Genomic DNA, 23,649 nt, shown 5'->3' with positions numbered 1-23,649 from the left:
TGTCAGGAAACAGACGCCGCGTCAGGTGTCTGGCAGGGGCAGAGGCACGCCGAGCCTGTCGGCAAAATGGTCATGCGCCGCGCTGCACGGCCCGAAATCGAGCCCGCGCGGTGCGGTGCTCAGCCCGACCAGCGGCACATGACGTCTATGAAAGTCTTCACCATCCAGCGCGGCGCGCAAGGCGGGCGATGGCTCAGCCCCTGGCAAGGGCGCGCGCCGCCGCCCGGTGAAATCATCTGACAGGGCCAGGACAACCACTTCGCCCCAGCCTGCAATGCCCCACAGCATCTGCGCCCCCGGCGGGGCTTCTCGCCGGAACCATGCCTGCAAGCGCTGAATGCGCCAGAAGATCAGTGGCCAGACGGGCCACAGATACCACGGCAAGGTCTTCACAGGGGAGAAAAGCGAACACTCCATCGCCCCCCAGTATATGTCAGGCGGCGGAGGGGTTGGATAAGTTTATTTCCCGCGCAATGATGGCGGCAGGATGCGGCGGGTTTTTGGGGGGATAAGCGCCCTGCCCCGATCCCGGCCGTCACGAGAGCGGGCTCCCGTCAGGATCAGATCGCCCTTCGTCACCCTTCGTCGCCCCGTGTCACTATGTGTCGCCCAGTGTCGTCTCATGTCGCCATCTGTCAGCGCTCATGCTGAGCGAAGTCGAAGCATGTGCGCGGGCTATGCAATCTGGGTCCCGGATATTTGCTGCGCAAATTCCGGGATGACAGGATTGGGAGGCTTGCTCAACCTGTCCGGCCATCGATGCGCCAGTCCGGGAAGCGGCGGACCTTTCCGGCGAACATCAGGCAGACTTCATTGCCCGCCGGGTCGCGCAGTCGCGCCTCTCGCCAGCCCCAGGATTCGTCAGTGGGCTCCGTTTCAAAGACCAGCCCCTGCGCTTTCAGATCCTCGACATGCGCGTCAAGCGCGTCGGCGGACGGATGGTCGAAATAGATCACGGGGCCGGACCCGACTGGCGCGGTGACGGCGTGGAGCGACAAGGTCGCGCCGCTGCCATCGGCGCTTTCAAACCGGGCATAGCGCGGCGGAGCCTCCACGATCTTCACCATGCCAAGCGCCTCATAGAAAGCGACGCTGGCAGAGTAATCCAGACAGGGAATGGTGATTTGATTGAGGATCATGGACGGGCCTTTCATGCACGAAGTTCGTGAGAGGCCCGTCTTGTAATTGCTCAAGTTAGGGTGAGGTCAAGGGCCAAGTGGAACAACGACACCAACTCGGCTTTGAACTCAGATTACCAGATCAAGTCAATTATCCATAAACGCACAACCCAATTGACGTTCAAGATCTTCGAATAATGCGCGCCCAGACGGCGGCTGCCTTACCAACACCGTCCAAATTTGGAAGCAAGGACACTGGATCGTAGCCGTCTGACCATAGCTTACGTGCTAAATGTCGCTTCCAATCCTTTGGAATGGCGAACTTTCTTATCGCTGCTCCTTGTGTAAACCCGAGCTCTAAATGGTCCGGCCAACATCCGTGCTCAACGTAGTATATCTCTGCATACTGTATGTAAGTATGGAAACTCTTTTGCGAGAATGAGAAAGCGTTGTGTGTGGGGTTACATTTAAACTGCCATACGAACGGCGTGTAAGTTCCGCGTGTATCCTGTGCCACTTTTAGAGACATCGAGTCTAATGCACATAATTCAGCATCCGCATCTGCCTGCTCAATGTCGAACACGCAAAATGCCAATGCCACTAGGGGATCTTCCGACCAATCCAGCAGTCTTGTCGGAACACCGTGGTGTTGTGCAAGTGCCGTTATGTCTTCAGGCAAGTACTGAGGAAAGTCATGATCTGGCTGATCAAAGTGGGCATCTGATAAAAAGTCTTTGTTTTGAAGACGCCAAGGGTCCGCTGGGAAGTTCAGTGTCCTCAACTTCGAGAACTGCTGAATGGCTTGTAACTCACTGACTGCTTGCGCCCTAGCCCTGACGTAATGGTCCACGTCAATGGAACTAAAATCAAAGTACTTGGAGCCGACGTTCTTTATGCGACTGAGTCTTTTCTGAATTATATGAGTCGCAGTCGTCACCCACGGTTCAAGATAGTTTTGAGCGGTATGGCGCCACGCAGAAGGCAAGTATTGCCAATCAGCGCATGCCTGTCCCCTAAAAACCCATCTCGATCTACCGTCGATTCCCCAAACGCCAAAATTGCTCAGCCTGAGATGACTATACAACTCATCGGGATTATCAAAGTTGTACCGCTCATCGCTAAACATTAGAGCGGAATATTGTCGTGCTTTTTCCACGGGTTTTCGAGCTGCTTGTTCTGCAGGCTACGGAGGGCTTTGGCGACGCGTTTGCGGGTTGAGTGCGGCATGATGATGTCGTCGATATAGCCCTTGCGCGCGGCGACGTATGGGTTTGCGAAATTGTCCTCATACATCTTTGTGTGCTCGGCAATCTTTTCTTCGTCGCCAATATCCTTGCGGAAGATGATCTCGACTGCGCCTTTCGCGCCCATCACGGCGATCTCCGCCGTGGGCCAGGCATAGTTCACATCGCCGCGCAGATGCTTGGAGCTCATCACGTCATATGCGCCGCCATAGGCCTTGCGGGTGATGACGGTGACCTTCGGCACGGTCGCCTCGGCATAGGCGAACAGCAGTTTCGCGCCATGCTTGATCAGGCCGCCATATTCCTGCTTCGTGCCCGGCATGAAGCCCGGAACGTCCACAAAGGTGACGACCGGAATGTTGAAACAGTCGCAGAAGCGGACAAAGCGAGACGCCTTGCGGGAGGCGTCAATGTCCAGAACCCCGGCCAGAGTCATCGGCTGGTTGGCGACGAAGCCCACGGTGGAGCCTTCGATACGGCCGAAGCCGCACAGGATGTTGGCGCCGAATTTCGGGCTGATCTCGAAGAAGTCGCCTTCATCAGCCACTTTCTCGATCAGTTCGCGCATATCGTAAGGCGAGTTCGGGTTTGGCGGGATCAGCGAGTCGAGGCTTTCCTCAACCCGGTCCGCGGAATCATAGACGGTGCGGACGGGCGGGTCTTCACGGTTCGAGCCCGGCAGGAAATCGATCAGGCGGCGCATCTGGACCAGCGCCTCGATGTCATTCTCGAACGCGCCATCCACCACGCCGGACTTCGCCGCATGAACGGAGGCCCCGCCGAGGGATTCGTGGGTGACCTCTTCATTTGTCACGGTTTTCACCACGTCCGGCCCGGTGACGTACATGTAGGATGTGTCCTTCACCATGAAGATGAAGTCTGTCAGCGCCGGCGAATACACATCGCCCCCGGCGCAGGGGCCCATGATGACGGAGATCTGAGGGATGACACCGGAGGAGAGCACGTTCTCCATGAAGATGTCGGCATAGCCAGCCAGCGAATCGACGCCTTCCTGAATACGCGCGCCGCCCGCATCAAAGATGCCGACCACGGGCGCGCCATTCATGGCGGCGGCCTTCTGAACCTTCACGATCTTGGCAGCATGCGTCTTCGACAGGGAGCCACCGAACACGGTGAAATCCTTGGAGAAAACATAGACAAGGCGGCCATTGATGGTGCCCTGTCCGGTGACAACGCCATCGCCGGGGATCTTCTGCTCGTCCATGCCGAAATCAGAGCATTGATGCTCAACGAACATGTCCCATTCCTCGAAGCTGCCTTCGTCAAGCAGAACCTCGATCCGCTCGCGGGCGCTCAGCTTGCCCTTGGCGTGCTGCCGCTCAATCCGGGCGGCTCCACCACCCATGCGGGCCTGTTCGCGTTTCTGCTCTAGCGCTTCGATTACATCCTGCATGCGCGCGGACTCCTTGCCAAAAGACTGTCACAAATTTCGTTGGTTTGTTTGATAGTCGCACCACTTTCATTGGCAAGGGCAAATCCGGCGGTATCTTGCCGCGCGTCGCGTCAGCTTCCGCTGCGTCAGGGGCAATCTGTTGCAGGATCGACCCGCAATGCGGGGGGAAAGTTGTGGGCTGGCGCGCTGGAGGTCAGCCGAGGCCGACGAGCCAGGTTTCCAGCGCTCTGGCCTCCACCCGGCGCAGCGCGGTGACGGCCTTGGCCTCATCATCTTCGCCCCATTGCTGGGCCTGCCACGCCTCATCGATCCGGGCGACCTCAAAGGCGTCCGTCGCGGTCAGTTCGCCCTCGACCACGGCCATTGCCAGCACGGCCGAGCCGAACAGGCCGCAGCCATAGAGCAGGCCTGTCAGGGCAAAATCATCCAGGCCAAGCGCATAGGTCCGCGCCGCCTCCAGCGAGGCATCGGGCTGGGGCGAGGCGATGATCCCCTCGACCGGCACAAGGATCACGTCCAGCGCCTGGCCAGCCCAGGCCCGCAGCGGCGCCCAATGGGCCTCTTCCAGCTCGGCCAATTCCTCGGAATCCTCCGCGATGTGGCAGACAAGGTCCGTCTCGCAATAGCGCGCCAGTTCATCGGCCATCTCGTAGCGGGTCTCCGGCACGCGGTCGATCGCGACATTGGCAAGGCGCGTCAGATGCATGGCGGCAAGGTCGATATGCTCATCTTGCGCGTTCCACTCGGCCGCGATGGCCTTGGCCAGTTTCTCCGTCGGCAGGCTCAGCGCCGCGCGGGCGGGCGTCTTGATGGAGCGGCCATCGAGTTCCACGGTCCAGCCGCCCGGCATCTGCACGGCCTTGGCGGTTTCATAGAAGCGTTTTGGCTTTGGAGTCTCGTCAGTCATGCGCGCGCATGTACGCGCAAGAGGCCGGGTTTCCAAGAGGCGAAGTGTTCAGGACGCAAGCTCAAACGCCATCAGGCTTTTCCGGAGCGTCTCGAACTCATGGTGGATTTCGTGGGCGCCGACGTCTTCCAGTTCATGGGCGGCGGCGAAGCCCCAGCTGACGCCGTGCGTGTATACGCCAGCGGCGCGGCCAATGGAAATGTCGTGGATAGAGGTACTGGCTAATCTAAGTTCAAAGATGGACAGCCGGACAAAAGCCCTCCTTGGCAGCTATTCGCCGAAAATAGACATCCGCCATGCAGTCAAATAGGGTATCGGAACAGTTCTCGGAGGATCCACAAAATGCTTAGCTGGCGAATACTGCTGGCCGTTTTTGCGCTGGTCTTTGTCGCCTGCCAGCAACGTTCCGAAACAATTGCTTCCGCACCTGCCTGCAATGGTACCGCCGAAGAGGCCACGCCCTGCATAGAGAAGAAGGTTCAAAGTTGGCGTGCGTCCGCTGATATGTCCGACGCTAATTCAACATACAAATTGTTCGAATCCGCGTGTGGAGTGGACGATCCCGACGGATGCTGGATGCTGGGCCGGGCCCTTCAAGGCGACGGTTTCATGTCAGAGAAGATGCAGAAAATCGGTAGCTTCAGACAGGATCGCCTCGATCCAGAACGGGGGGCAATGATGATCCAAAAATCCTGCGAACTCGGATCGGAGTACGGTTGTTTGAATCATGCCGCAAGTCTGGCGGCCGAAGTTCACTGGAATCCGGACGAGCTTCAGAAAGCCGATCTAGAAAAGGTTATGGATAACTTTTACCGTTCCTGTGAGCTGGGCTTCGTAACCGGGTGTGGCGGTTACTTCGATTTATCCGTCTCCATGCAACCTTCACCAGATATCGAAAAAGAAAAGTACGCTGCGCAGGAGCTTTGCGACAACAAGATCGGAAGCGGGTGCCACCTTCTTGGCATTTACATTATACATGAAGCCCAAGACGAAGATCAGCACAAACGAGCACTGCCAATGTGGAAGCAGGGGTGTGAATACGGGCACGAAGATGCGTGCCGTTCGTATGCGGGCAACATGGACTATTTTGGAAACGACGCTGAGTATGACTGGGCGGTCCGAACTGCGTGTGAATTTGGTTTCCACACGGGAGAATGGGGGGCTAAAGACAGTGTCGATTATCCACCTTGTCGTTCGTTAAATTCTGGATCAGATGATTGATATACGATCTCACGGCTAAACGCGGTTATGTACCGGACAGGTTCCTAGTTTTGTGAGACTTCTGGATCAAACGCCATCAGGCTTTTCCGGAGCGTCTCGAACTCATGGTGGATTTCGTGGGCGCCGACGTCTTCAAGTTCGTGGGCGGCGCCGAAGCCCCAGCTGACGCCGTGGGTGTAGACGCCGGCGGCGCGGCCCATGGAAATGTCGTGGATCGCATCGCCGATCATCAGGCTTTCATGCGGCGCGCAGCCCAGCGCGCCCATCGCTTGTTCCACCATGTGCGGATGCGGCTTGCCGGGGCCATCATCGGCGCACCAGATCGTGTCGAAGAAATGCTTGATGTCATGCGCCTCGAACAGGCTGGCGATGCCCTTGTGCGTCTTGCCGGTGGCCATGGCGATCAGCCAGCCCTCCTCGCGCAGCATTTCCAGCGTCTCCAGCGCACCATCATAAAGCGGCTGCGCAAAATCCGGACGGGCGCGGGCACGCACCCAGGAGTCCCGATAGTCCTGCACCAGCTTTTCAATGTCGTCAGCGCCGGCCTCCGGCGCCAGCTGGCCGCACGCCTGATGCAGGCTGAGTCCGACAATCTTTCGGGTACCCTCATAGTCCGGCGGGGTCAGCGCGGAGAGGCGAAAGGCCTCCACCATGATCTCATGGATCGACTGGCGGCTGTCGACGAGTGTTCCGTCCACGTCCCAGATGGCAAGTTTCAGACTGTCACTCATACAAAGGGCGCGAGCGGGTCCTTGCCCGCTTCCTGTTCGAGGAAGCCGAGCGCCTCAAAGGTCTGTTTCATGTGCGGCGGCAACGGCGCGACGATCTTGATCGGCTTGCCATTCTCGCGCGGGATGATCAGGGCGCGGGCATGCAGATGCAGGCCGGGCGCGAGGCCCTGAGGCACTTCCCGACGGCACTGGTATTTGAAATCACCCAGAATGGACGTGTTCATTTCCAGCATGTGGAAGCGCAGCTGGTGCATGCGACCGGTTTCCGGCTTCAGCGCGACCCAGGCCGCTTTCTGCCCGGCGGTGGAAACAACCGCATAATCCGTGATCGAATGACGTGCGCCTTCAACGCCTTGCGCAGAGCGGAACATGCGCTCCCGGTCGGCATCGCGGCGGCCCCGGGCCTTCGGGTGGATCACGCGGTAGCCATCCGGCTCGCGCTCATCCTCAATGCCCTTTACCATCCAGCAACGTATCTGGCCGAAAGGCGGATTGGGCACGGCGACCGTGACCGCCCAATAGACCTTGTCCATGTCGCGGCTGCGAAACTTTTCGGCAAGTTGTGCGGCGGCCTTCGGATATTTGGCCAGCAGCAGCACGCCGCTCGTATCCTTGTCGAGCCGGTGGACGAGGACCGGGCGGTGCTCGCCATCGCCCAGCGCGGCCAGCATGCCATCAATATGGCGGCCCTGCCCCGATCCGCCCTGCACGGCGATGCCGGCTGGCTTGTTGATGGCGATCATCTCGTCATCCTCATAGAGGATCAGGTCACGGATGAACCGGCGATCTTCCTCGGAGACGCGATCCGCCTTTTTCTGGGCCGGGCGCGTTGCATCCGCCTCCAGGATCGGCAGGCGCACCTGCTGGCCAGTCTCCAGCCGCGTATTCGCCTTGGCGCGAGACCCGTCGACGCGGATCTGCCCCGTGCGGAGCATCTTCTCGATCTGGCCCTGCGTGACTGGCACGCGACGCTTGACCCAGCGGTCAAGCCGGGTGCCGGATTCCTTGTCGGAAACCGTTTCTGTAACAATCTGGCCGCTCATGCGAACACCTTCCGCGCAATCCAAAGTCCAATGAACAGCGCCATTACGCCCAGCAACAGGGACAGGCCCGCATAGGCCCCCGCCTTCACCGTCTCGCCCTTGCGCAGGAATTCTGCCACTTCCAGCGAGAAGGCCGAAAACGTGGTGAACCCGCCAAGCACACCAGTCGCCAGGAAGAGCCGCGTCGTCTGGTGCAGCCCTTCTGCTTTCAGCGCCAGCCAGCCAACCAGCAGGCCCATCAGCAGGCTGCCCAGCAGGTTTACGGCAAACGTGCCATGCGGCCAGCCCGCCGGCAGATGGCGCACGGCCAAAAGACCGACGCCATGCCGAAGCGATGCGCCAATAGCGCCGCCGCGAAACACCGTGAGGTGGCTCGGGCCGTCATGACCAAGCACGTAGCACAAAAAAAGGCCGGCCCGTGTCGGGCCGACCATTCTTAAAGGCGTCTTGGGGACATCGATCAGAAATTCGCGAATAGAGGGCCTGTCAGCCGGCCCTCTGATGCCTAGCGAGCTTGTGCGAGGCGGACCTCGGAATTCACCTTGCTGCTGACATAGTCTGGAGATGGCGAGTCCACACGGCCTTCAACGCCCGAGAAGAGCTGGACGATGTAGATCTTGCCATTCGCACGAACGGCGGCAATGCCCATGTGATCAAATTCGGACCGCGCCATATTCGCCGCGTTCACCGGATCGGATTTCAGCGCATTGAAGGCTTCGGCTGCGGTTCCGAAATCAGAGATCACGGCCATGTTCGCACCGAATGCACCAATCAGATGCGTACGCTCCAACATGCGGACGCGGTCCAGATGCCCACGACCTTCCGGATCGCTGTGCGCGATGTAATCCCGTGTGGCCATGTCATAGGCATGGATACGCGCAGCTTCGTTAAGCGACTGAAGGCTCTTCAGGCCATCGGCGCCCTGACTGGTCCGCATCGCATCCGTCAAACGGCTGAGTTCGGTTTGCATGAATGGATCAGCTTCTACACCCTGCGCCGATTGGAGGCAGGCTACAGTCTCTGATTGGAAAGCTGCGGGCTGAAGGGCGAGCCCGTCAGACAGGTCGCATTCCTGATCGGCATTTGCTGCCAGTCCCAGCGCCGCGAGCGCCAGAGCCGAGATTGACATATATTTGTAGCATCTCTGTAACATAACTGTCACAATACATTTTGTGACGAATTTGCGTCAAGTAACTACAAAATTGCGTATCTTTTCCGTATCGGCGTTTTCAGCTTAATGATCCAAGCACCTGAATTTACTCAGTATCGGGCTGGCACGCGCGCAATCCTGAGACGGGAATGACGGTTTCCCAACCTCCAGAATTCAGGAGCGTTATGCGGCCAGATGAAATTTTTTGTCCGCCTTCGACGGTCTCGCCGGGGGTAATCTTCAAGAAAACCGACTCACTTTCGGGGCCGATATAGTCCATCTCTGTCATGAATTGCCCGAACAGGCTGCCGCCCTGACGAACCATGGCAAGCGTCTGCTGGGTCTCAGCCAGCATGGTTTCGGCGGTGCTGGCGCCGGCCCTGGAGAAATAAATGAAGCGGCGGGGATCGCCCTGGGTCCAGAGAAACAGGCCGCACTCACCGGGTTCAAGATCCTGCGCGGGAAGATTCCCCGCAATGGGCACATCCGGCGCCGGCGGGACTGGCGCCTTTCCTGCCCCACTCGCGCAGCCTGCCAGGGCAAGCGTGCCCACCGTCAACATCGCAATCAACCGCTTCATGGACGGCTCCCTTCTGGTTTTAGCGGACGCTCATAGATCAGCGTGCCATTCTCGTCCCGAAAGCCAGCGAAGGCCAGATTTGCCTTCACTTCATCATCTGCCTCCGCAACGGTGACACGCAGGCCCGCAGATTGGCTGAACATCATATGCAGTACGGTACCGTCCGCCGCCTTACCCGACAGGTCGGCTTCGAATTGGCCATTCAGGCACCCAAGCGGTCCACTCACGATCGGCCAGTCGCGGCCAAAGCCAGCCGCCGCAAGGCGCACTACGTCGCTCGTCACAGTGCCCGCCGCGGACTCGCAGCGCTCGCCTGCCAGCCGGACCTGACCATCGGATAAGCGAATGGAGCCTCCAAGCTGCGCGATCATGGGGTCTACATTCCATTCGTCTGTGAGAGGCAGGTTGAGATTGACGTGATCCGCAAGAACGGAGTCCCGACTGGCTTTGATGTCCGCCTGTCCCTGCCCCTGCTGGCCGACCCAGCTGACATGGTGCGATGGTCCACCGCCCAGCATGCGCAGCAAGTCAGAATCCAGATTGATCGCCCCTACGGGCGTGCCGCGCCAGGAAAGGCCCGTCACCTGACCATGCCAGATCGAGCCGCGCGCCTGCTGCCAGCCCAATCCTCGCTCCGCCATACCGGATTGACGCAAGACAAACGACAGCGGCGTGAATGCGATGAGACCCCCGACAAGCGTGATCAGAAACAGGATGACAAAGAGCGTGCTGCTTCGCATCAGGTATCTCCTCCCGCGAACTCAAAGCTGGCGCGAACATATCCGCCCGGTTCGGCAAACATGGAAACCCGCTCTGGCACAATACCATAGGAGTCATCTGCATCAGCCAGCCACGCATAAACAAGTGTTGGTGCGGCCTGTTCGAATTGCAGGATCAGCCGGTCATCGTCTGTGGTCTGCAGGCGTGACACAGACAGACCGCGGGCGTTGGCAAGCTGCAACAGGTCCGCCCGCACATTGCCGCTGGACGCTTCAGATGATTCGGCAGGTCCGGTGCCTGTGGATCTTGTCGCCAGTTCCGCGGAGACCACGTCCAATTGCCGGCTTGCGGCTTCCAGCTTCATGGATGCATCGGCGCGCGCGGCCGTCACGGGGCGCACAACCCCAAACTGCGCCAGAGCAAAGATCACAAGCAACGCTGCCACGGCCAGCAAGCCCTTTTCGCGCCCCGACCGCTCGTTCCAATATTGCATCATGAGCGGCCTCCAATGGAAAGATCCCCGACGACGAGCCCATCCTCCAGTCGCGTATCGCCCAGATTCACACGCATGCCGGTCTGTTCGACAGCCTGCTTCAAATCCTGGTCTGCGCCGAAGGCGGGATAGGTCAGTGTGGCGCGCAGTTCGCCCATGTTGCGGTCATAACGCAAGCTGACCAGTGACGCCCCCGGTGTCTCTGCCACCGCGCCATAGAGCACCGCGCTTGTTTGCTCGAAATCGGCGGTCGGACTGCGCGACGCATTTCCCTCGCTCGCGCGCAAGGCAGCGGCGGGATTGGAGGGCATCGGCTGGTCTGGAAATGCCGCCGCATAGAGACGCGCTGTTTCCGCATCCAGACCGGCCGTCAGCTGTTTCATCTTCTCGATGGACCAGACGGACTGCGCGGTCCAGGCCAGGAAGAGCGATGCCGCCAACGCAGCAGGAAGACGGAAGCGGGTGAGATTGATCGATTGTTCAGATGGACGAGCGTATTCGCCTTGCCTGAAATCGACGAGGCGCGGTGCATTCTCTGCCCAGCTGGCGAGTTGGGTGAGGCTGTCGGTCTGCTGAATGTTCGGCTCAGCGCCCGTTTCCCGCATCAGCGCCGCCATCACATCTGATGGCCAATACGGATCAATCGCGACGGGACGTCCGCTGATTGTTGCGAGCTGTCGCGAACCGAAATCCACATGCGTTGACGCGGGCAGCACGGACAGGTCTGGCACAAGACGCGCAGCCCCAATCCCGGCAGAGTCCAATGCGTCCAACCAGCCCGCCATGCTCTGCCTTGAAACCGCATAGACGAGCCTGTGGTCACTGGCCTCTTGCGCGGCTGCGACTGCAACATGCATCGTATCGACGGGAACGGCGAGTTCATCTTCGATGGCAAATGCCGCGAGCCGTGTCATCTCGGCGGGCCGTTTCGCTGTCATCCGCACCCTGTGCGCAGACACCTCCGTGCCCGGCACGAACACGACCATATCCGCCCCGGAGGGAAGGGTTGCATTTGGCGGTAGCGTTTCAATCCCATGCGGACCACTGCGCACGAAACGCCACTCAGCGCCACTGGCGGGAATTTCCGTATATATACGCGTGCGCATCAGCGAAGGCTCCTGTGCGAGTTCAGCAGGACGAAACGGCCATTATCACCCCGCCCGTATAGAGCGTCTATTGCGATATCACCCGTTCCCGAAGACACTGTGATGATGGCGCCAATTACGCTCGAAACCGTAGAGAGCTCATGATCCCGGCGCAGTTCCGGCGCGATGCTCACCACATTCTCTGAAAGCAGAAATTCCTCAACATTCAACCAGCCCCCACTTGGCCGCGACAAGATAAGTCGTTCAGCTTCACTGACGCTCAGCTCTTCTGACAGCCGCGCCGCCAGCAGTGGCGCCTGTGACTCGGTCAGCGTATTGATGTTCATGGGGGGATTGTTCGTGTCCGAGCGTACACAGACAAGGTCTGAAATGGCGGCGCGCGTTTCTGGCGTATAGCCCTTGATGGCCCTCAGATCCTGACGGGACACGAGACGCTGGCCCGGTGTGCGATGCGGGACATCGCGATCAAAATACAGCGCGTCCTCGCCGCCGAACGCGCGTGGACTGGAGTCCGCGTCCATCCAGTCTGCCAGCGTATCAACCATTTCGCGTGCTTCGGTGCTGAACAGTCCAGCCCCTTCCAGCAGGCGATGAAGTTGATCCGTCGAGACCGTGCCGCCCGCATCTTCGGCGTCCGACAGGACCAGGGAATTCAGATTCAGGCAATTCGTGGCATCATACAGGTCTACGGTGATGACGCCGCGGGGATAGGTGAAGCGGATCGGCTCAGCGAAGATGGCAGAGTCGGCATCCAGTTTCCCATTTGTCTGAGCGAGCATTTCATTGACGATGACTTCGCCAACTGAAATCGCCCCCCGCGCCGCCCAGAAGCGATCCGCCCTGTCGGTGGAAACGCGCGAAACATGGACCGATCTGGCGAGCGCGTCGGTCGCCGCCAGCGCAGCGGTCGACATCAACACTATCAGCAACAGAACACTGAGAAGCGTCGCGCCGCGTTCAGTATCGCGGTTTTCTGATTTCATCATCCGGCGCCTCCCACCAGGAAGACCTGCCGCAATTCGTCACCCTCTCCGAACACAAGCGTGAGCTCTACCAGTTCCGGCAACGCATCCGCCTGCCCCGACCAGTCCAGCCGCCAGTTCTCACTGGAGAAGAACCGAATGCCCACCGTTTCGAGACCTTGCGCCAAGACCCGATCAGCATACGGCGTTCTGTAAACCGGGTCTGGCCGCAACCACGCTCGGCGCACCAAGCTTCCATTATCAAGAAGATACTCGACCCGTTGCAAGTCTCCGCGCGGATCGGTTTCATCCGGATTGAACCAGCCCGCACGGGTGAACGCCATCAAGGGTTCAAGTGTGGAATACCCTCCACTGAACGCCCTTGGCGCATCTAGCCCGTTCGCGGGGCGTGTCCGCCGCAAAGTCGCATTGGCAAGATCATCCCTCAATAGGCTATGCGCCGCGCTTTGGCTGCGCACCATGTCTGTGCGGGCTTCCACCATCTGCCCGGAGCGTAATGTCTGGATCAGCAAGGTAGAGCCGGCAACCATCAGAAGGGATGTCACCGCCAGGGCAACGAGCATTTCAATAAGCGAGAAACCAGCAGTCCTGCTCATGGCGCGGCCCTGTGCACAAGTGTTTGGCGGGTCACCAATTGCTGGTCTGTCTCTGCGTCGCTGACAATCACCTGCACCGCGAACAGGTTCTGCCGATCTGTCGCCGCGATCGTGCGCGTCCATGCGAGCGCTCGGCCCCGCTGCACGCTCGTTCCAGACTGGATACCCGGCGCGAACGTGTCCGACACTGCCATGATTTCCGCGATCTGATTGTCCGCTTCGACCGTCGCCAGGAAGCGCTGGTCAACATGCCGGGCGCCCACGAGCGTTTCATTGCCCAGATGCGCCAGTGACATGGCCGCGATGCTGAAGACGCCCAATGCGACCAGCACCTCAACCAGTGTAAATCCATGCTCCTGACGCGTGATGGCCATCCTAACGCTCCACCCTGAACTGACCAGCCGCAGAAACATTGATCGTCCGTACGGCAGTGCCCTCTCTCAGCGTTAGTGGTCGACCGCTGACCATGCCTGTGGGGTCGGCCACAATGGCGGGCCAGTCCTTGCGATCGTCTCGGCCCTTGCGAACCGCCAACTGGATGGAAGACGGCAAACGGTGGTTTGACCTGGCCATCGCCACCCAGTCGCCATTGGCCCAAGATTGAGATTGGTATCCCTGAGCAGTCAGGTGGATCGCGCGCAATTCACCGGACGAGATCGCCTCATCCGAAATGCGTTCGATTGCGTCCTCCAATCGCGCAAGCTCACGATCCAGCCCGGACGGCTGACGTGGGAGCGTCATGACGATGGCCGCGCTGGCAAGCGCCAGAATGAACAAGGCGACAAGCACTTCCACCAATGACATGCCCGACTGAGAGGACGATGACAGCTTCATCAGGACATGGAATCCCAATTGCCGATATCATCATCCGTTCCGGCCTGACCATCCGGCCCTGTCGAGAACACATCATATGCGCCGCCCGACCGTGTGCCCGGATAGGCGTATTGATAGGCATTGCCCCAGGGATCGGTGCGCAGGCGCTTGATGTATCCGCCGGGGCGATACTGAGCCGCCTGCGGCCCCGTGGGCGCAGTGTTGAGCGCCGCCAGACCCTGATCCGCAGAGGGGTAATTGTACATGTCCAGATTGTACATATCGAGCGCGCTTTCGAGCGCCGCGATATCAGAATGCGCCTTGCCGATACGGGATTGATCCGTTGCGGGCGCAACATTGATGACGATCAGCGTGGCCAACAGACCCATGATGAAAACAACCACCATCAATTCAACGAGTGAAAAGCCTGCCGACATGTTGCGACGGCCCTGTTCTGTTTCGGGTGCTTTGAAGTCCATGAAAGCCTCCTATCCAATAGCGAGTGTGTTGAGTTGCAGGATTGGCAGCATGACCGACAGGACGATCAGCCCGACTATCCCGCCCAGAACAACAATGATCAGCGGTTCCAGCAAGGACAGCAGGGTCGAAGAGCCAGTTTCGAATTCTGAATCCAGAAAGTCAGCGGCGCGGGTCATCATGCCCGGAATGTCCCGGCCCGCCTCACCGCTCGACACCATGTGCACCATCATCGGCGGGAAGACGCCCGTGGCCTTCAAGGCGCCAGCAAAGGAACCACCTTCCCGGACGCGCTCTGCTATCTGATCGGCGGCATTGCTGAAGACGAGGTTTCCCGACGCCCCCTTGGCGCCCGCGAGCGCCTCAAGCACGGTCGCTCCCGAGCCGGACAGCGTGGCGAACACGCGGGCGAACCGACCCGCACAGACGGTGCGGTTCAATGGGCCAATAATGGGCATGAGCAAGCTGTAATGATCCAATGCCCGGCGGACGACAGGCAATCGCGCGGCACGGACAATCAGGAAGATACCTGTCGCCAAAACGAGACCAATGAGGATACCATGCGCCTTCAACGTCTCCGACATGCCGATGACGATCCGGGTAATGAGCGGTATGTCCGCATCGAACAGATCGAATTGCTCGACCAGACGCGGCACCACGAACAGCATCATGGCAATGATCATACCGACCGCCATCACCCCAAGCACCGCAGGGTAAATCAGCGCCGCCTGAACTTTCTGACGAAGTTGATGACTGCGTTCCAGATAAGTGGCGAGCCGTTCGGTGACATCACCCAGGCGACCTGACATTTCACCGGCGGACACCACTGAACGCACGAGCGGAGGGAACGCCTTTGGCGCGATCGACATGGCGTCCGCCAGGCGCGCGCCCTCAGTCACTTCGGCCTTAATGGCATGTAGCACTCTTTGGGATTGCGGCGTCGAGGCATCCTCCGCAGCCGCGGCAAGGGCCTGTTCAACTGGCAAGCCGGATTGGAGCAGAACTGACAATTGCCGCACGAGCAGAACCCGCTGTTTCTCGCTGATACCGCCGCGGACACGGCTCGCTTTGGCAGCTGTCTCGCTTACCGGGTTCACATCAAGCGCCATGAGATCTCTCAGACGCAATTCCCGTCGTGCGGAGCGTGGACTGTCGGCAGAGATGATACCCTTTTGACGGCGACCATGTCCGTCAACCGCAACATACTCGAAGGCTGGCATTACGCGCCTCCCTTGCGACAGACGCGCAGGACTTCGGCAGGGCTGGTGTCCTGAGACACCACGTAGCGACGCGCATTGTCGATCAGGCGATCATGGACGCTGAAGGCAGCCTCATCGATCTGATGCTCACTGGCTTCACTGCCCAGAAGGTCGCGAATTTCGTGATCAACGGTCAAAAGCTCGTAGATGCCGATGCGTCCATCAAACCCGGTATTGCCGCAAGAGAAGCATCCATTCGGCTCCCCGACCATGACTGCGTCACCGGAGGAGAAGCCAAGCGCTTCCAGTTCGGCCCCGGTCGCCGGGCGCTCTGTCTTGCAATTCGGGCAGAGGCGACGCACCAGACGCTGCGCCATCACGGCGCGCAGCGTAGACGCGAGCAAATACGCCTCGACGCCCATGTCGCGCAGGCGGGTAATGGCCCCGGCGGCGCTGTTCGTGTGCAGCGTTGAGAGCGCAAGACGCCCCGTGGATGCAAACTCGAACGCGACTTCGGCAGTCTCGGAGTCCCGGATCTCACCCACCATCACGACATTCGGATCCTGGCGCAGAATCGAGCGGAGCGTTGCCGCAAAATTGAGGCCGACTTTGTGGTCCATCTGGGTCTGACTGATGCCCGGAAGTCCGTACTCGACGGGATCTTCGAGGGTCATGATGTTATCGCGGCCGTTGTTGAGCCGGGACAGGGAGGCATAAAGAGTCGTGGTTTTGCCGGAGCCAACAGGTCCGGTCACGAGGATGACGCCGTTCGGCTGGGCCAGCGCATCCGAGAAGCGCGCCAGTGTTTTCTCGTCCATGCCCAGTTCCGTCAGGCCCACCAGGGCATTTTTCGTGTCCAGCAGGCGCAGCACGACCCGCTCGCCATATCGCGTGGGCAGCGTGGCAACACGCACATCGATGGACCTCCCGCCAACTGACAGAGAGATGCGCCCGTCCTGGGGCAAGCGTTTCTCCGCGATATCCAGCCGGGCCATGACCTTGATACGCGAGACAATCGGCGCAGCCAGCTTTCGGGGGGGCGTCAAGACTTCAACAAGATCCCCATCAATCCGATAGCGGATGGAAAGATTGCTTTCGAACGGGTCCATATGGATATCCGATGCCCGCCGCTTGATGGCTTCGTGGATCAAACCATTGATGAGACGAATAACCGGCGCATCATCCTGACCATCCAACAGGTCAGCCGCCTTCGGTAGGTCGTCAATCAGGCTTTCAAGCCCACCCCGGCTTTCAACAGCAGCGTCAATGTCGTCATCCGCCATGGGACCGGTTGCAAACGCTTCGGCCAGGATCTGGTCATACTTGTCCTTGTCAAAAGCCTCGACCGCAAACACGTCGCCAAGCGCGCGGCGCGCCTCGATCAGAGCCAATGGGTCAGCCCCCTGACGGACAGCAACCGTTAGGCGGTCACGTCCGGACAGGACGACCAGACCCTTGTCCTTTGCAAAGGCATAGGTGAATTGTGTGGGGGCGAGTTCAGACGGCATCATTTCGGGGGCGGGCTTCCCAGCACTTCCGTGATGAAATTGTCGATGGAGGATGTGCCATCGCTTTCACCTTCCCACAGTTCTTCGGCACGAATGTAGTTGTAGGACCGGCTGGTCGCACCTGCCGCATCCCTGCGGTCACGAATAACCGTGGGGCGGATGAAGACCATCAGATTGGTCCGGCCGAGGGATTTTCCTTCCGTGCGGAACAACCGACCCGCAACCGGAATGTCCCCCAGCACCGGAACTTTCTGATTGGAAAATTCCTCTTTCTGCTCGATCAAGCCGCCGAGCACGATGATTTCACCATCATCCGCGATTACACTGGTTGAGATTTCGCGCGTGTTGAAGACAACATCGGTGACGCCGGCGGCGATAGCCCCCGCAACATTCGACACTTCCTGTTCGATCTGCATGCGAATTGTATTGTCGTTGGAAATGCGTGGCGTGACGGTAAGAGACACACCAACATCCTTTCGCTCGACCGTGGTGAACGGGTTGCTGTTATCATCACCCAGGACCTGTCCCGTTGTGATCGGCACGTTCTGACCGACCAGAAGCGAGGATGTTCCATTGTCGAGGGTCATATTGAACGGCTTCGACAAGATACGGGAGTTCGTGTCGGCCTCGACAGCTGTCAGCACCGCGCCGAACAGCGTATCACCATCCTGTCCCCCTACGCCAACGGTCAGACCGGTCAGGCCAAGCAGGGAATTGAGGGCTGCGGTGGTCAGCGCCTCATTGACGGTCTCATCATCGCCGGAGAAAGGCGTATCATCGCTGATCGCGCCTGCCAGGGTCAGCAGGTTCGGGGCAGATGCGGAGAAATTGGTTGTCGCAAATGGCGTCGAGTTGCTGCCCGTGCCGGACAACAGGAATTGCAGGCCAAGTTGGCGCGCCGTGTCGTCTGACATTTCGACGATGATCGCCTCGACGAGAACCTGGGCCCTGCGACGGTCCAGGTCAGAGATCACGCGCTCAAGGCTGAGGAGTGTTTCCGGCGCGGCGCTGATCACGAGCGAATTCGTGGAATCATGATGCGCGATGGTTGTTGCCTCGTTCGGCTCCGCAAGACCGCGACGCTTGTCGATCGCGTATGCGACTTGCTGAAGAATTGGCACGACCTCGTTTGCGTCAGCATTGTTCAGCGGAACTACACGGATCGTGTCTTTCAACCGGTCGCGTCCGTCCAGGTCGGCTGTAACCAGTTTCGCCCGCTCAACCGCCGCAGGATCCCCCCGGAGGATGAGCGCATTGCCGGCTTCCGATGCGATGGCCTTGAAATTGGTCTTGTAGCTGTCTTCAGACGTGCTCGCATTCAGCGAGGTTAGAATGCTCGCCACTTCCGTGGCAGATGTGTTCGCCAACTGGATGGTCGCTGTCACGGACGGGTCGACATCAATATTGCCAACCATGTTCCGCAGGCGCGGTACGTTGGACGCATAGTCGACGACCACGAGCGTATTTGACTGGCTGTTGGCGATCACCTGCCCCTGCTCATCAATAATCGGCTTCAGCATTTTCGCCGCTTCCACCGCGTTCACATGCTTCAGATTGAAGATCTCCGTAGTGAACGCGTTTGAGCCGTAGGCAGACATACCGGCCTCACCAACAGCGCTCTGTTCCGGGACAATGCGATAAGTTGCCTTGCCCGCCGGGATCGCCGCGAAACCATGCACGCGAAGCGATGACAGGAAAACATCGAAGACCTGCTGGCGCGTCAATGGCGTGGTCGAAGACACGGTGATGCGCTTGGTGCGCGCTTCAGGGTGAACCACGAATGTGTATCCGGTGACCGTCGACACATCCGCAATCAGGGCCGAAAGTTCAACGTCTTCGAAATTGAGCACATGACGCGCTGTATCTGAAGGCGCCTGATTGGCGAGGGCAAAAGCGGACGGTGTCGCCGCTATGAACGCTGTTGCAGACAAGAGGGTTTTGAGTTTCATCGGGATCGGGCCTCCTCTGGCGCGAGCGTGTGGTCGAATGTTTGTCCATCGCGGTCGAGCGTCAGCCGAACCGGGGCGGGATCTGAAAATTTGCGGGCGAGTTCTGCGGGCGGCACGTCTGTGATCGCGGCGCCGTCGAGGCCGATCACGACATCACCCGGTCGAAGGCCAGCCTGGATGAGAACAGTCTCATCGCCGCGCGAGCCGATCCGGTAGCCAACGAAATCGGTTCCGCGGTGAACCGGATCAATCGTGATGCTGGAGACCAGATCCGCGCGCGCGACCCGGGATGTCGTTGTATTGGGAGACAAAACGTCGCGCGCCTCGTTGCTGCCGGGAGTTGTCAGCACTGACAGTAATCCCGCGCCGCCCTCCATGAGCAGGGCTTCAGTTTGTCCCGCCTTTCGGAGGGTCACCCGATCTGCATAGATCCGGTGAAGTGTGACGCCATCCAGAATGACTTCTCCCGGCCTGTAGGCAGCAGTCTCGTTGTTCGGTGTCGTGATCCAGGCAATGCCATCGGCCTCGTCTGAAGAGGCGCGAACGCCGCGGAGACGCAAGTTCAGGCTGGTCTCCGGAGCATCGGGTGTGTCGGCCAGAATCGCCGCACCGGCACCGAAGGGATTCTCATGAATCAGTCGGGATGTATCCACCGAGATTGCTGATGTCGTGACCATTGGTCCCTGTACCGAAGCACGTACAGGAATGTCTGGCGACACAGCCCCGCCGGGCTCAATGGCAAGCCAGGCGAGCTTGGCAGCACTCAGGCCAAGTCCGATCACAAGGACGGCTTCAATTGCGCGCAATGCCGGGCTGGCACCCTGCCGCGCAATCTTCGCAAGAGATTCGAACCGTTCCACGCTCAACTCGCCCCACTTTCCCCGGTCTTTCAACGACCAATGGGCTCGCGATTCGTGTCGCAAGCCCTTTTACTCAATCTCTCAACCTGGATCAGATCGCGACGTTTGGTCGGCGTCTCACCAGATAACTCCTTAACTCGCGCGAACCGCGCCTGCCAATCAGGTCAGCAGATCCACCGGCACATCGAGGGCGTCTGCCAATCGCTTCGCCGTCTTGAGGCCGTAAGACATTCCGCGCTCGATCGCCGAAATGTGGTTCGGCCGGATGCCGCACAGATCACTCAAGTCCTTCTGCGTCATCAGTCGGTATTGCCGGACAACCCTTACCGGGTTTTCGCCCTCGCGAATCCGCTCAGAGACTTCCTCCGGCACATTGGCGGCGGCATCGCTTTCGACCGAGTTCAGTTGCTGCGCCAGGCCGGCGACCGACTGTTCAAGGTCAGACACCTTCTTCTCAAGGTCCAAAACCTTGATTTCCAAGGAATAAACCAGCTCAAAGTCGCTCGACACAGCTATGCCCCTCTGCAGTTGCTGCACCGATATGCGCTTTTCTGTACGGTTTAATGTCGGGAGTAATAAAGTTCTGTGACAGCCTCAGCCGGCGTCCCGTCTTGCGGGCCATAATCGCTTAACCGAATCGCCGCCTCCTCAGGCAACGCGATTTCGGGAGCTGACCATGTCGATTAAATGGGTTCGCCGCAGGGCGCATATGCGCCGCCTTCCGTCCGGCCAAACTGTTGAGGTTGCGGCCTCCTGGATGCCCATCGAACGCAATGAAAGCGGCAGTCCGGAACGATCGAGCCATTCCGCGTGCCCAATCTGCGGCGCGCCGATCCTCAGCCAGCGCATGCCAAATGGCGGCTGGGTTCACTATGAGCGCCACCGCAATTTCAGCCGGATCAAACATCCCTGCTTTTATAGAGGGGATGATATGGCCCCGGCACGCGACGAGGAAACAGGCGACCTATTCGCAGAGCTCTGACGCGCACATTTCACCCCGCTCACACGATTATGGAGTACACATTTTCGCGCACCCATGAGCATTGGGGATGATCTCGCCCCTGCGCGGTGTTACCAGTCCTGTTCAAACGGCGAACGAACGCGCGCCGATGTAATACAGGATCATCGTCATGACGAATTTCGACGCACTGAAATCCATGGAACAACGCCTGCTCTGGCTGTCATCCTGGATCGTGCACAACGCCAACCATCTTCGCCCAAAGGAAGACGGAGACGTTAAAGTCGGCGGCCATCAGGCTTCCTGCGCGTCGATGGTGTCCATCATGACCGCGCTCTACTTCCACACATTGCGCCCGGAAGACCGCGTTGCGGTGAAGCCCCACGCATCACCTGTCTTTCACGCCATGCAATACATGATGGGAAACCAGACGCGCGAAAAACTCGAAAACTTTCGCGGCTATGGCGGCGCCCAATCCTATCCCAGCCGCACCAAGGATGTGGATGACGTCGACTTCTCCACAGGATCGGTCGGGCTTGGCGTTGCAATCACGGCCTTCGCCTCCCTGATGCAGGACTATCTGGAAGCGAAGAATTGGGCCGGCGACCGAAAACTGGGGCGCATGATCGCTCTGGTTGGCGATGCCGAACTCGACGAAGGCAATGTCTATGAATGTTTGCAGGAAGGCTGGAAGCATGGCCTGCGCAATACATGGTGGGTGATCGACTATAATCGCCAGAGTCTGGACGGCGTGGTCCATGAGGGGCTTTGGGAAAAGATCGACGCGATCTTCAAGGCCTTCGGCTGGCGAACCGTGGTGCTGCGTCACGGCGTGTTGCAACGAGCCGCCTTTGAAGAACCCGGTGGTGAGGCGCTGAAGGAATGGATCCAGTCCTGTCCGAATGCTGACTACTCCGCCCTCACCTATCAGGGCGGCGCGGCATGGCGCAAACGCCTGTTGGACGATATTGGCGACCAGGGCGATGTTACAGCCTTGTTGGAAAAGCGAAGCGATGAAGAGCTAAGCGCGCTCATGAACAATCTGGGCGGGCAGTGCGTTCAGACGCTGACAGACGCATTCGACAGTATCAACGATGATCAGCCTACAGTCTTCCTTGCCTACACGATCAAGGGCTGGGGCACGCCGCTGGCCGGACACAAGGACAACCATGCCGGCCTGATGAACCCGCCGCAAATGGCAGACTTCCAGAAGCGCATGAATGTGCCCGAAGGGCAGGAATGGGAAAGATTGGCAGGCATCGACGATCCCGACGCGCTTCAGGCACTGATGGACAGTGCCGCCTTCTTCGCAGAGGGGCGCCGCCGCTTTGAAGCCCCACGAGTGGAGAGCTCCGGGCCGGTATTCCTTGACGATCGAAACCAGTCGACTCAAGCAGGCTTCGGAAAGATTCTGGACGCAATCGCCAAATCCGACAGCGAACTGGCGGATCGAATCCTCACCACCTCACCTGACGTTACTGCATCAACCAATCTTGGCCCGTGGGTAAACAGGCGCAGCCTGTTCGCACGCGAGTCCAAGGGAGATACGTTCCGGGAACAGAGAATCCCCTCGACGCAGAAATGGCAGTTCTCCCCCGAAGGCCAGCATATAGAACTCGGCATTGCCGAAATGAATTTGTTCCTGATGCTGGGCGCAGCGGGATTGTCACACAGCCTCTTTGGTGAACGTATCCTTCCCATCGGCACAGTGTATGACCCCTTTGTGGCGCGTGGCCTGGATGCGCTGAATTATGCCTGCTATCAGGATTCCCGCTTCATCATTGTCGGAACGCCATCGGGCGTCACGCTGGCCCCGGAAGGTGGCGCGCACCAGTCTATCGGCGCGCAGCTAATCGGCATGAGTCAGGACGGACTGGTCTCATTCGAACCGGCATTCCTGGATGAGTTGTCCATCATCATGGATTGGTCGTTCGATTACCTGCAGCGCAGCGGCGAAGGCGACCCCGATGAACGCACATGGCTCCGCGATGAAACAGGCGGCTCCGTTTATCTTCGGCTGACCACCCGCTCCATTGACCAGCTTGGCCTCAAAGCACGCGACGACGCAGAGTTTCAGCGCGGCGTTGTCGATGGTGGCTATTGGCTGCGCGAACCCGGTCCGAACTGCGAAGTCGTGATCGCCTATCAGGGGTGTGTCGCGCCGGAGGTAATTGAAGCGGCCGGCCGCATCGGCAATGATCGCCGTGACATCGGCGTATTGGCAATTACCTCAGCTGACAGACTGAATTCGGGCTGGACCGCCGCAAGGCGTGCGAGAGCCAGAGGTCATGTGGATGCTACCAGCCAGATTGAACGACTGATGGGGTCGGTCTCACGCGATGCAACCCTAATCACGGTGACGGATGGCCATCCGGCGACGCTGGCCTGGATCGGCTCGGTCATGGGACACCGCACAGCGCCGCTCGGCGTGGAGCATTTCGGTCAAACCGGCACAATCAACGATCTCTATCGGCACTTCATGATTGATGCCGACGCCATCGTCTCCGCCGCAAACCACCTCTCAGCCGGGCGCAAGATACGCCTCGCGAAACAGATCTGACCACTCGCCGTCGCCAGCC

At 59.3% G+C, this 23,649-nt stretch carries 27 protein-coding genes; 4 read left to right on the top strand and 23 right to left on the bottom strand.

Annotated features, from left to right (window positions below; translation table 11 throughout):
* Window positions 1–21: 21 nt before the first annotated feature.
* The 5 genes from HF931_RS10975 to HF931_RS10955 all read right to left on the bottom strand — a co-directional run bounded on the left by HF931_RS10975 (window position 22) and on the right by HF931_RS10955 (window position 4,683).
* Window positions 22–417, bottom strand: coding sequence for a hypothetical protein (locus HF931_RS10975; RefSeq protein WP_273240116.1), 396 nt, complete (start codon window positions 415–417; stop codon window positions 22–24).
* A 323-nt stretch (window positions 418–740) separates the two neighbouring features.
* Window positions 741–1,139, bottom strand: coding sequence for a VOC family protein (locus HF931_RS10970; RefSeq protein ID WP_273240114.1), 399 nt, complete (start codon window positions 1,137–1,139; stop codon window positions 741–743).
* Between the two features lie 160 nt (window positions 1,140–1,299).
* On the bottom strand, window positions 1,300–2,274 hold the full coding sequence (locus tag HF931_RS10965) for an FRG domain-containing protein (RefSeq protein ID WP_273240112.1): 975 nt from the start codon (window positions 2,272–2,274) through the stop codon (window positions 1,300–1,302).
* Entirely contained in the window at window positions 2,244–3,776 is a 1,533-nt protein-coding gene (locus tag HF931_RS10960; RefSeq protein WP_272982898.1) for an acyl-CoA carboxylase subunit beta, read from the bottom strand. The genes HF931_RS10965 and HF931_RS10960 overlap by 31 nt, the downstream gene beginning before the upstream one ends.
* A 193-nt stretch (window positions 3,777–3,969) precedes the next feature.
* Window positions 3,970–4,683: an ATP12 family chaperone protein gene (locus HF931_RS10955; protein ID WP_273240110.1), complete on the bottom strand. Its 714-nt coding sequence runs from the start codon at window positions 4,681–4,683 to the stop codon at window positions 3,970–3,972.
* 99 nt (window positions 4,684–4,782) lie between these two features.
* On the opposite strand from HF931_RS10955, the gene HF931_RS10950 reads away from it, so the two are divergent.
* Window positions 4,783–4,908: a hypothetical protein gene (locus tag HF931_RS10950; RefSeq protein ID WP_273240108.1), complete on the top strand. Its 126-nt coding sequence runs from the start codon at window positions 4,783–4,785 to the stop codon at window positions 4,906–4,908.
* A 117-nt stretch (window positions 4,909–5,025) separates the two neighbouring features.
* The gene (locus HF931_RS10945) at window positions 5,026–5,904 is read left to right on the top strand and encodes a hypothetical protein (protein WP_035553476.1); all 879 of its coding nucleotides are present in this window, start codon (window positions 5,026–5,028) and stop codon (window positions 5,902–5,904) included.
* A 44-nt stretch (window positions 5,905–5,948) separates the two neighbouring features.
* Here HF931_RS10945 and HF931_RS10940 read toward each other — a convergent pair whose 3' ends face one another.
* From HF931_RS10940 to HF931_RS10855, 18 genes are all read right to left on the bottom strand, one after another.
* On the bottom strand, window positions 5,949–6,635 hold the full coding sequence (locus HF931_RS10940) for an HAD-IA family hydrolase (protein ID WP_272982894.1): 687 nt from the start codon (window positions 6,633–6,635) through the stop codon (window positions 5,949–5,951).
* On the bottom strand, window positions 6,632–7,678 hold the full coding sequence (locus HF931_RS10935; protein ID WP_035550464.1) for an RluA family pseudouridine synthase: 1,047 nt from the start codon (window positions 7,676–7,678) through the stop codon (window positions 6,632–6,634). The genes HF931_RS10940 and HF931_RS10935 overlap by 4 nt, the downstream gene beginning before the upstream one ends.
* Complete coding sequence (gene crcB, locus HF931_RS10930) at window positions 7,675–8,112, bottom strand: fluoride efflux transporter CrcB (protein WP_273240106.1); 438 nt, start codon at window positions 8,110–8,112, stop codon at window positions 7,675–7,677. The genes HF931_RS10935 and crcB overlap by 4 nt, the downstream gene beginning before the upstream one ends.
* A gap of 71 nt (window positions 8,113–8,183) precedes the next feature.
* The gene (locus tag HF931_RS10925; RefSeq protein ID WP_035550458.1) at window positions 8,184–8,807 is read right to left on the bottom strand and encodes a CAP domain-containing protein; all 624 of its coding nucleotides are present in this window, start codon (window positions 8,805–8,807) and stop codon (window positions 8,184–8,186) included.
* 127 nt (window positions 8,808–8,934) lie between these two features.
* A complete protein-coding gene (locus HF931_RS10920; RefSeq protein ID WP_035550455.1) occupies window positions 8,935–9,408 on the bottom strand; it encodes a hypothetical protein in 474 nt (157 codons plus the stop codon).
* Entirely contained in the window at window positions 9,405–10,148 is a 744-nt protein-coding gene (gene gspN, locus HF931_RS10915; RefSeq protein ID WP_035550453.1) for a type II secretion system protein N, read from the bottom strand. The genes HF931_RS10920 and gspN overlap by 4 nt, the downstream gene beginning before the upstream one ends.
* On the bottom strand, window positions 10,148–10,624 hold the full coding sequence (gene gspM, locus HF931_RS10910) for a type II secretion system protein GspM (protein ID WP_081806083.1): 477 nt from the start codon (window positions 10,622–10,624) through the stop codon (window positions 10,148–10,150). The genes gspN and gspM overlap by 1 nt, the downstream gene beginning before the upstream one ends.
* On the bottom strand, window positions 10,621–11,727 hold the full coding sequence (gene gspL, locus HF931_RS10905) for a type II secretion system protein GspL (protein ID WP_035550446.1): 1,107 nt from the start codon (window positions 11,725–11,727) through the stop codon (window positions 10,621–10,623). Before gspL ends, gspM begins: the two co-directional genes overlap by 4 nt.
* Window positions 11,727–12,713, bottom strand: a complete 987-nt coding sequence (gene gspK / locus HF931_RS10900) for a type II secretion system minor pseudopilin GspK (RefSeq protein ID WP_035550444.1) — start codon at window positions 12,711–12,713, stop codon at window positions 11,727–11,729. Before gspK ends, gspL begins: the two co-directional genes overlap by 1 nt.
* Window positions 12,710–13,306: a type II secretion system minor pseudopilin GspJ gene (gene gspJ / locus HF931_RS10895; protein ID WP_035550441.1), complete on the bottom strand. Its 597-nt coding sequence runs from the start codon at window positions 13,304–13,306 to the stop codon at window positions 12,710–12,712. Before gspJ ends, gspK begins: the two co-directional genes overlap by 4 nt.
* Window positions 13,303–13,680, bottom strand: coding sequence for a type II secretion system minor pseudopilin GspI (gene gspI / locus HF931_RS10890; RefSeq protein ID WP_051602591.1), 378 nt, complete (start codon window positions 13,678–13,680; stop codon window positions 13,303–13,305). Before gspI ends, gspJ begins: the two co-directional genes overlap by 4 nt.
* 1 nt (window position 13,681) lies before the next feature.
* Entirely contained in the window at window positions 13,682–14,140 is a 459-nt protein-coding gene (locus HF931_RS10885) for a prepilin-type N-terminal cleavage/methylation domain-containing protein (protein WP_035550439.1), read from the bottom strand.
* A complete protein-coding gene (gspG, locus tag HF931_RS10880; protein WP_051602590.1) occupies window positions 14,140–14,598 on the bottom strand; it encodes a type II secretion system major pseudopilin GspG in 459 nt (152 codons plus the stop codon). The genes HF931_RS10885 and gspG overlap by 1 nt, the downstream gene beginning before the upstream one ends.
* 9 nt (window positions 14,599–14,607) lie before the next feature.
* Complete coding sequence (locus tag HF931_RS10875) at window positions 14,608–15,816, bottom strand: type II secretion system F family protein (protein ID WP_035550436.1); 1,209 nt, start codon at window positions 15,814–15,816, stop codon at window positions 14,608–14,610.
* Window positions 15,816–17,306 (bottom strand): GspE/PulE family protein, encoded by a 1,491-nt coding sequence (locus tag HF931_RS10870; protein ID WP_162175961.1) that lies wholly within the window; start codon window positions 17,304–17,306, stop codon window positions 15,816–15,818. The genes HF931_RS10875 and HF931_RS10870 overlap by 1 nt, the downstream gene beginning before the upstream one ends.
* The gene (gene gspD, locus HF931_RS10865) at window positions 17,303–19,252 is read right to left on the bottom strand and encodes a type II secretion system secretin GspD (RefSeq protein WP_035550432.1); all 1,950 of its coding nucleotides are present in this window, start codon (window positions 19,250–19,252) and stop codon (window positions 17,303–17,305) included. Before gspD ends, HF931_RS10870 begins: the two co-directional genes overlap by 4 nt.
* A complete protein-coding gene (locus tag HF931_RS10860) occupies window positions 19,249–20,112 on the bottom strand; it encodes a type II secretion system protein N (RefSeq protein ID WP_273240099.1) in 864 nt (287 codons plus the stop codon). Before HF931_RS10860 ends, gspD begins: the two co-directional genes overlap by 4 nt.
* 159 nt (window positions 20,113–20,271) lie before the next feature.
* A complete protein-coding gene (locus HF931_RS10855) occupies window positions 20,272–20,622 on the bottom strand; it encodes a helix-turn-helix transcriptional regulator (protein WP_051602589.1) in 351 nt (116 codons plus the stop codon).
* Window positions 20,623–20,788: 166 nt separating this feature from the next.
* Between HF931_RS10855 and HF931_RS10850 the strand changes: the two genes are divergently transcribed.
* Window positions 20,789–21,094, top strand: coding sequence for a hypothetical protein (locus HF931_RS10850; protein ID WP_155841766.1), 306 nt, complete (start codon window positions 20,789–20,791; stop codon window positions 21,092–21,094).
* A 148-nt stretch (window positions 21,095–21,242) separates the two neighbouring features.
* Window positions 21,243–23,630 carry a transketolase gene (locus HF931_RS10845; RefSeq protein ID WP_273240098.1) on the top strand — a complete coding sequence of 796 codons (2,388 nt, stop codon included), beginning with the start codon at window positions 21,243–21,245 and terminating at the stop codon, window positions 23,628–23,630.
* Window positions 23,631–23,649: the final 19 nt, after the last annotated feature.

It is taken from the genome of Hyphomonas atlantica corrig. (genome assembly GCF_017795365.1).
Taxonomy (GTDB): Bacteria; Pseudomonadota; Alphaproteobacteria; order Caulobacterales; family Hyphomonadaceae; genus Hyphomonas; species Hyphomonas atlantica.
This window is presented reverse-complemented; position numbering and strand designations above follow the sequence as displayed.

Bases quoted from the DNA above. Each gene is read 5' to 3' on its own strand.
- HF931_RS10975 (WP_273240116.1), bottom strand. From the start codon at position 417: ATGGAGTGTTCGCTTTTCTCCCCTGTGAAGACCTTGCCGTGGTATCTG.
- HF931_RS10970 (WP_273240114.1), bottom strand. From the start codon at position 1,139: ATGATCCTCAATCAAATCACCATTCCCTGTCTGGATTACTCTGCCAGC.
- HF931_RS10960 (WP_272982898.1), bottom strand. From the start codon at position 3,776: ATGCAGGATGTAATCGAAGCGCTAGAGCAGAAACGCGAACAGGCCCGC.
- HF931_RS10955 (WP_273240110.1), bottom strand. From the start codon at position 4,683: ATGACTGACGAGACTCCAAAGCCAAAACGCTTCTATGAAACCGCCAAG.
- HF931_RS10950 (WP_273240108.1), top strand. From the start codon at position 4,783: ATGGTGGATTTCGTGGGCGCCGACGTCTTCCAGTTCATGGGCGGCGGC.
- HF931_RS10945 (WP_035553476.1), top strand. From the start codon at position 5,026: ATGCTTAGCTGGCGAATACTGCTGGCCGTTTTTGCGCTGGTCTTTGTC.
- HF931_RS10940 (WP_272982894.1), bottom strand. From the start codon at position 6,635: ATGAGTGACAGTCTGAAACTTGCCATCTGGGACGTGGACGGAACACTC.
- HF931_RS10935 (WP_035550464.1), bottom strand. From the start codon at position 7,678: ATGAGCGGCCAGATTGTTACAGAAACGGTTTCCGACAAGGAATCCGGC.
- crcB (WP_273240106.1), bottom strand. From the start codon at position 8,112: ATGGTCGGCCCGACACGGGCCGGCCTTTTTTTGTGCTACGTGCTTGGT.
- HF931_RS10925 (WP_035550458.1), bottom strand. From the start codon at position 8,807: ATGTCAATCTCGGCTCTGGCGCTCGCGGCGCTGGGACTGGCAGCAAAT.
- HF931_RS10920 (WP_035550455.1), bottom strand. From the start codon at position 9,408: ATGAAGCGGTTGATTGCGATGTTGACGGTGGGCACGCTTGCCCTGGCA.
- gspN (WP_035550453.1), bottom strand. From the start codon at position 10,148: ATGCGAAGCAGCACGCTCTTTGTCATCCTGTTTCTGATCACGCTTGTC.
- gspM (WP_081806083.1), bottom strand. From the start codon at position 10,624: ATGATGCAATATTGGAACGAGCGGTCGGGGCGCGAAAAGGGCTTGCTG.
- gspL (WP_035550446.1), bottom strand. From the start codon at position 11,727: ATGCGCACGCGTATATATACGGAAATTCCCGCCAGTGGCGCTGAGTGG.
- gspK (WP_035550444.1), bottom strand. From the start codon at position 12,713: ATGATGAAATCAGAAAACCGCGATACTGAACGCGGCGCGACGCTTCTC.
- gspJ (WP_035550441.1), bottom strand. From the start codon at position 13,306: ATGAGCAGGACTGCTGGTTTCTCGCTTATTGAAATGCTCGTTGCCCTG.
- gspI (WP_051602591.1), bottom strand. From the start codon at position 13,680: ATGGCCATCACGCGTCAGGAGCATGGATTTACACTGGTTGAGGTGCTG.
- HF931_RS10885 (WP_035550439.1), bottom strand. From the start codon at position 14,140: ATGAAGCTGTCATCGTCCTCTCAGTCGGGCATGTCATTGGTGGAAGTG.
- gspG (WP_051602590.1), bottom strand. From the start codon at position 14,598: ATGGACTTCAAAGCACCCGAAACAGAACAGGGCCGTCGCAACATGTCG.
- HF931_RS10875 (WP_035550436.1), bottom strand. From the start codon at position 15,816: ATGCCAGCCTTCGAGTATGTTGCGGTTGACGGACATGGTCGCCGTCAA.
- HF931_RS10870 (WP_162175961.1), bottom strand. From the start codon at position 17,306: ATGATGCCGTCTGAACTCGCCCCCACACAATTCACCTATGCCTTTGCA.
- gspD (WP_035550432.1), bottom strand. From the start codon at position 19,252: ATGAAACTCAAAACCCTCTTGTCTGCAACAGCGTTCATAGCGGCGACA.
- HF931_RS10850 (WP_155841766.1), top strand. From the start codon at position 20,789: ATGTCGATTAAATGGGTTCGCCGCAGGGCGCATATGCGCCGCCTTCCG.
- HF931_RS10845 (WP_273240098.1), top strand. From the start codon at position 21,243: ATGACGAATTTCGACGCACTGAAATCCATGGAACAACGCCTGCTCTGG.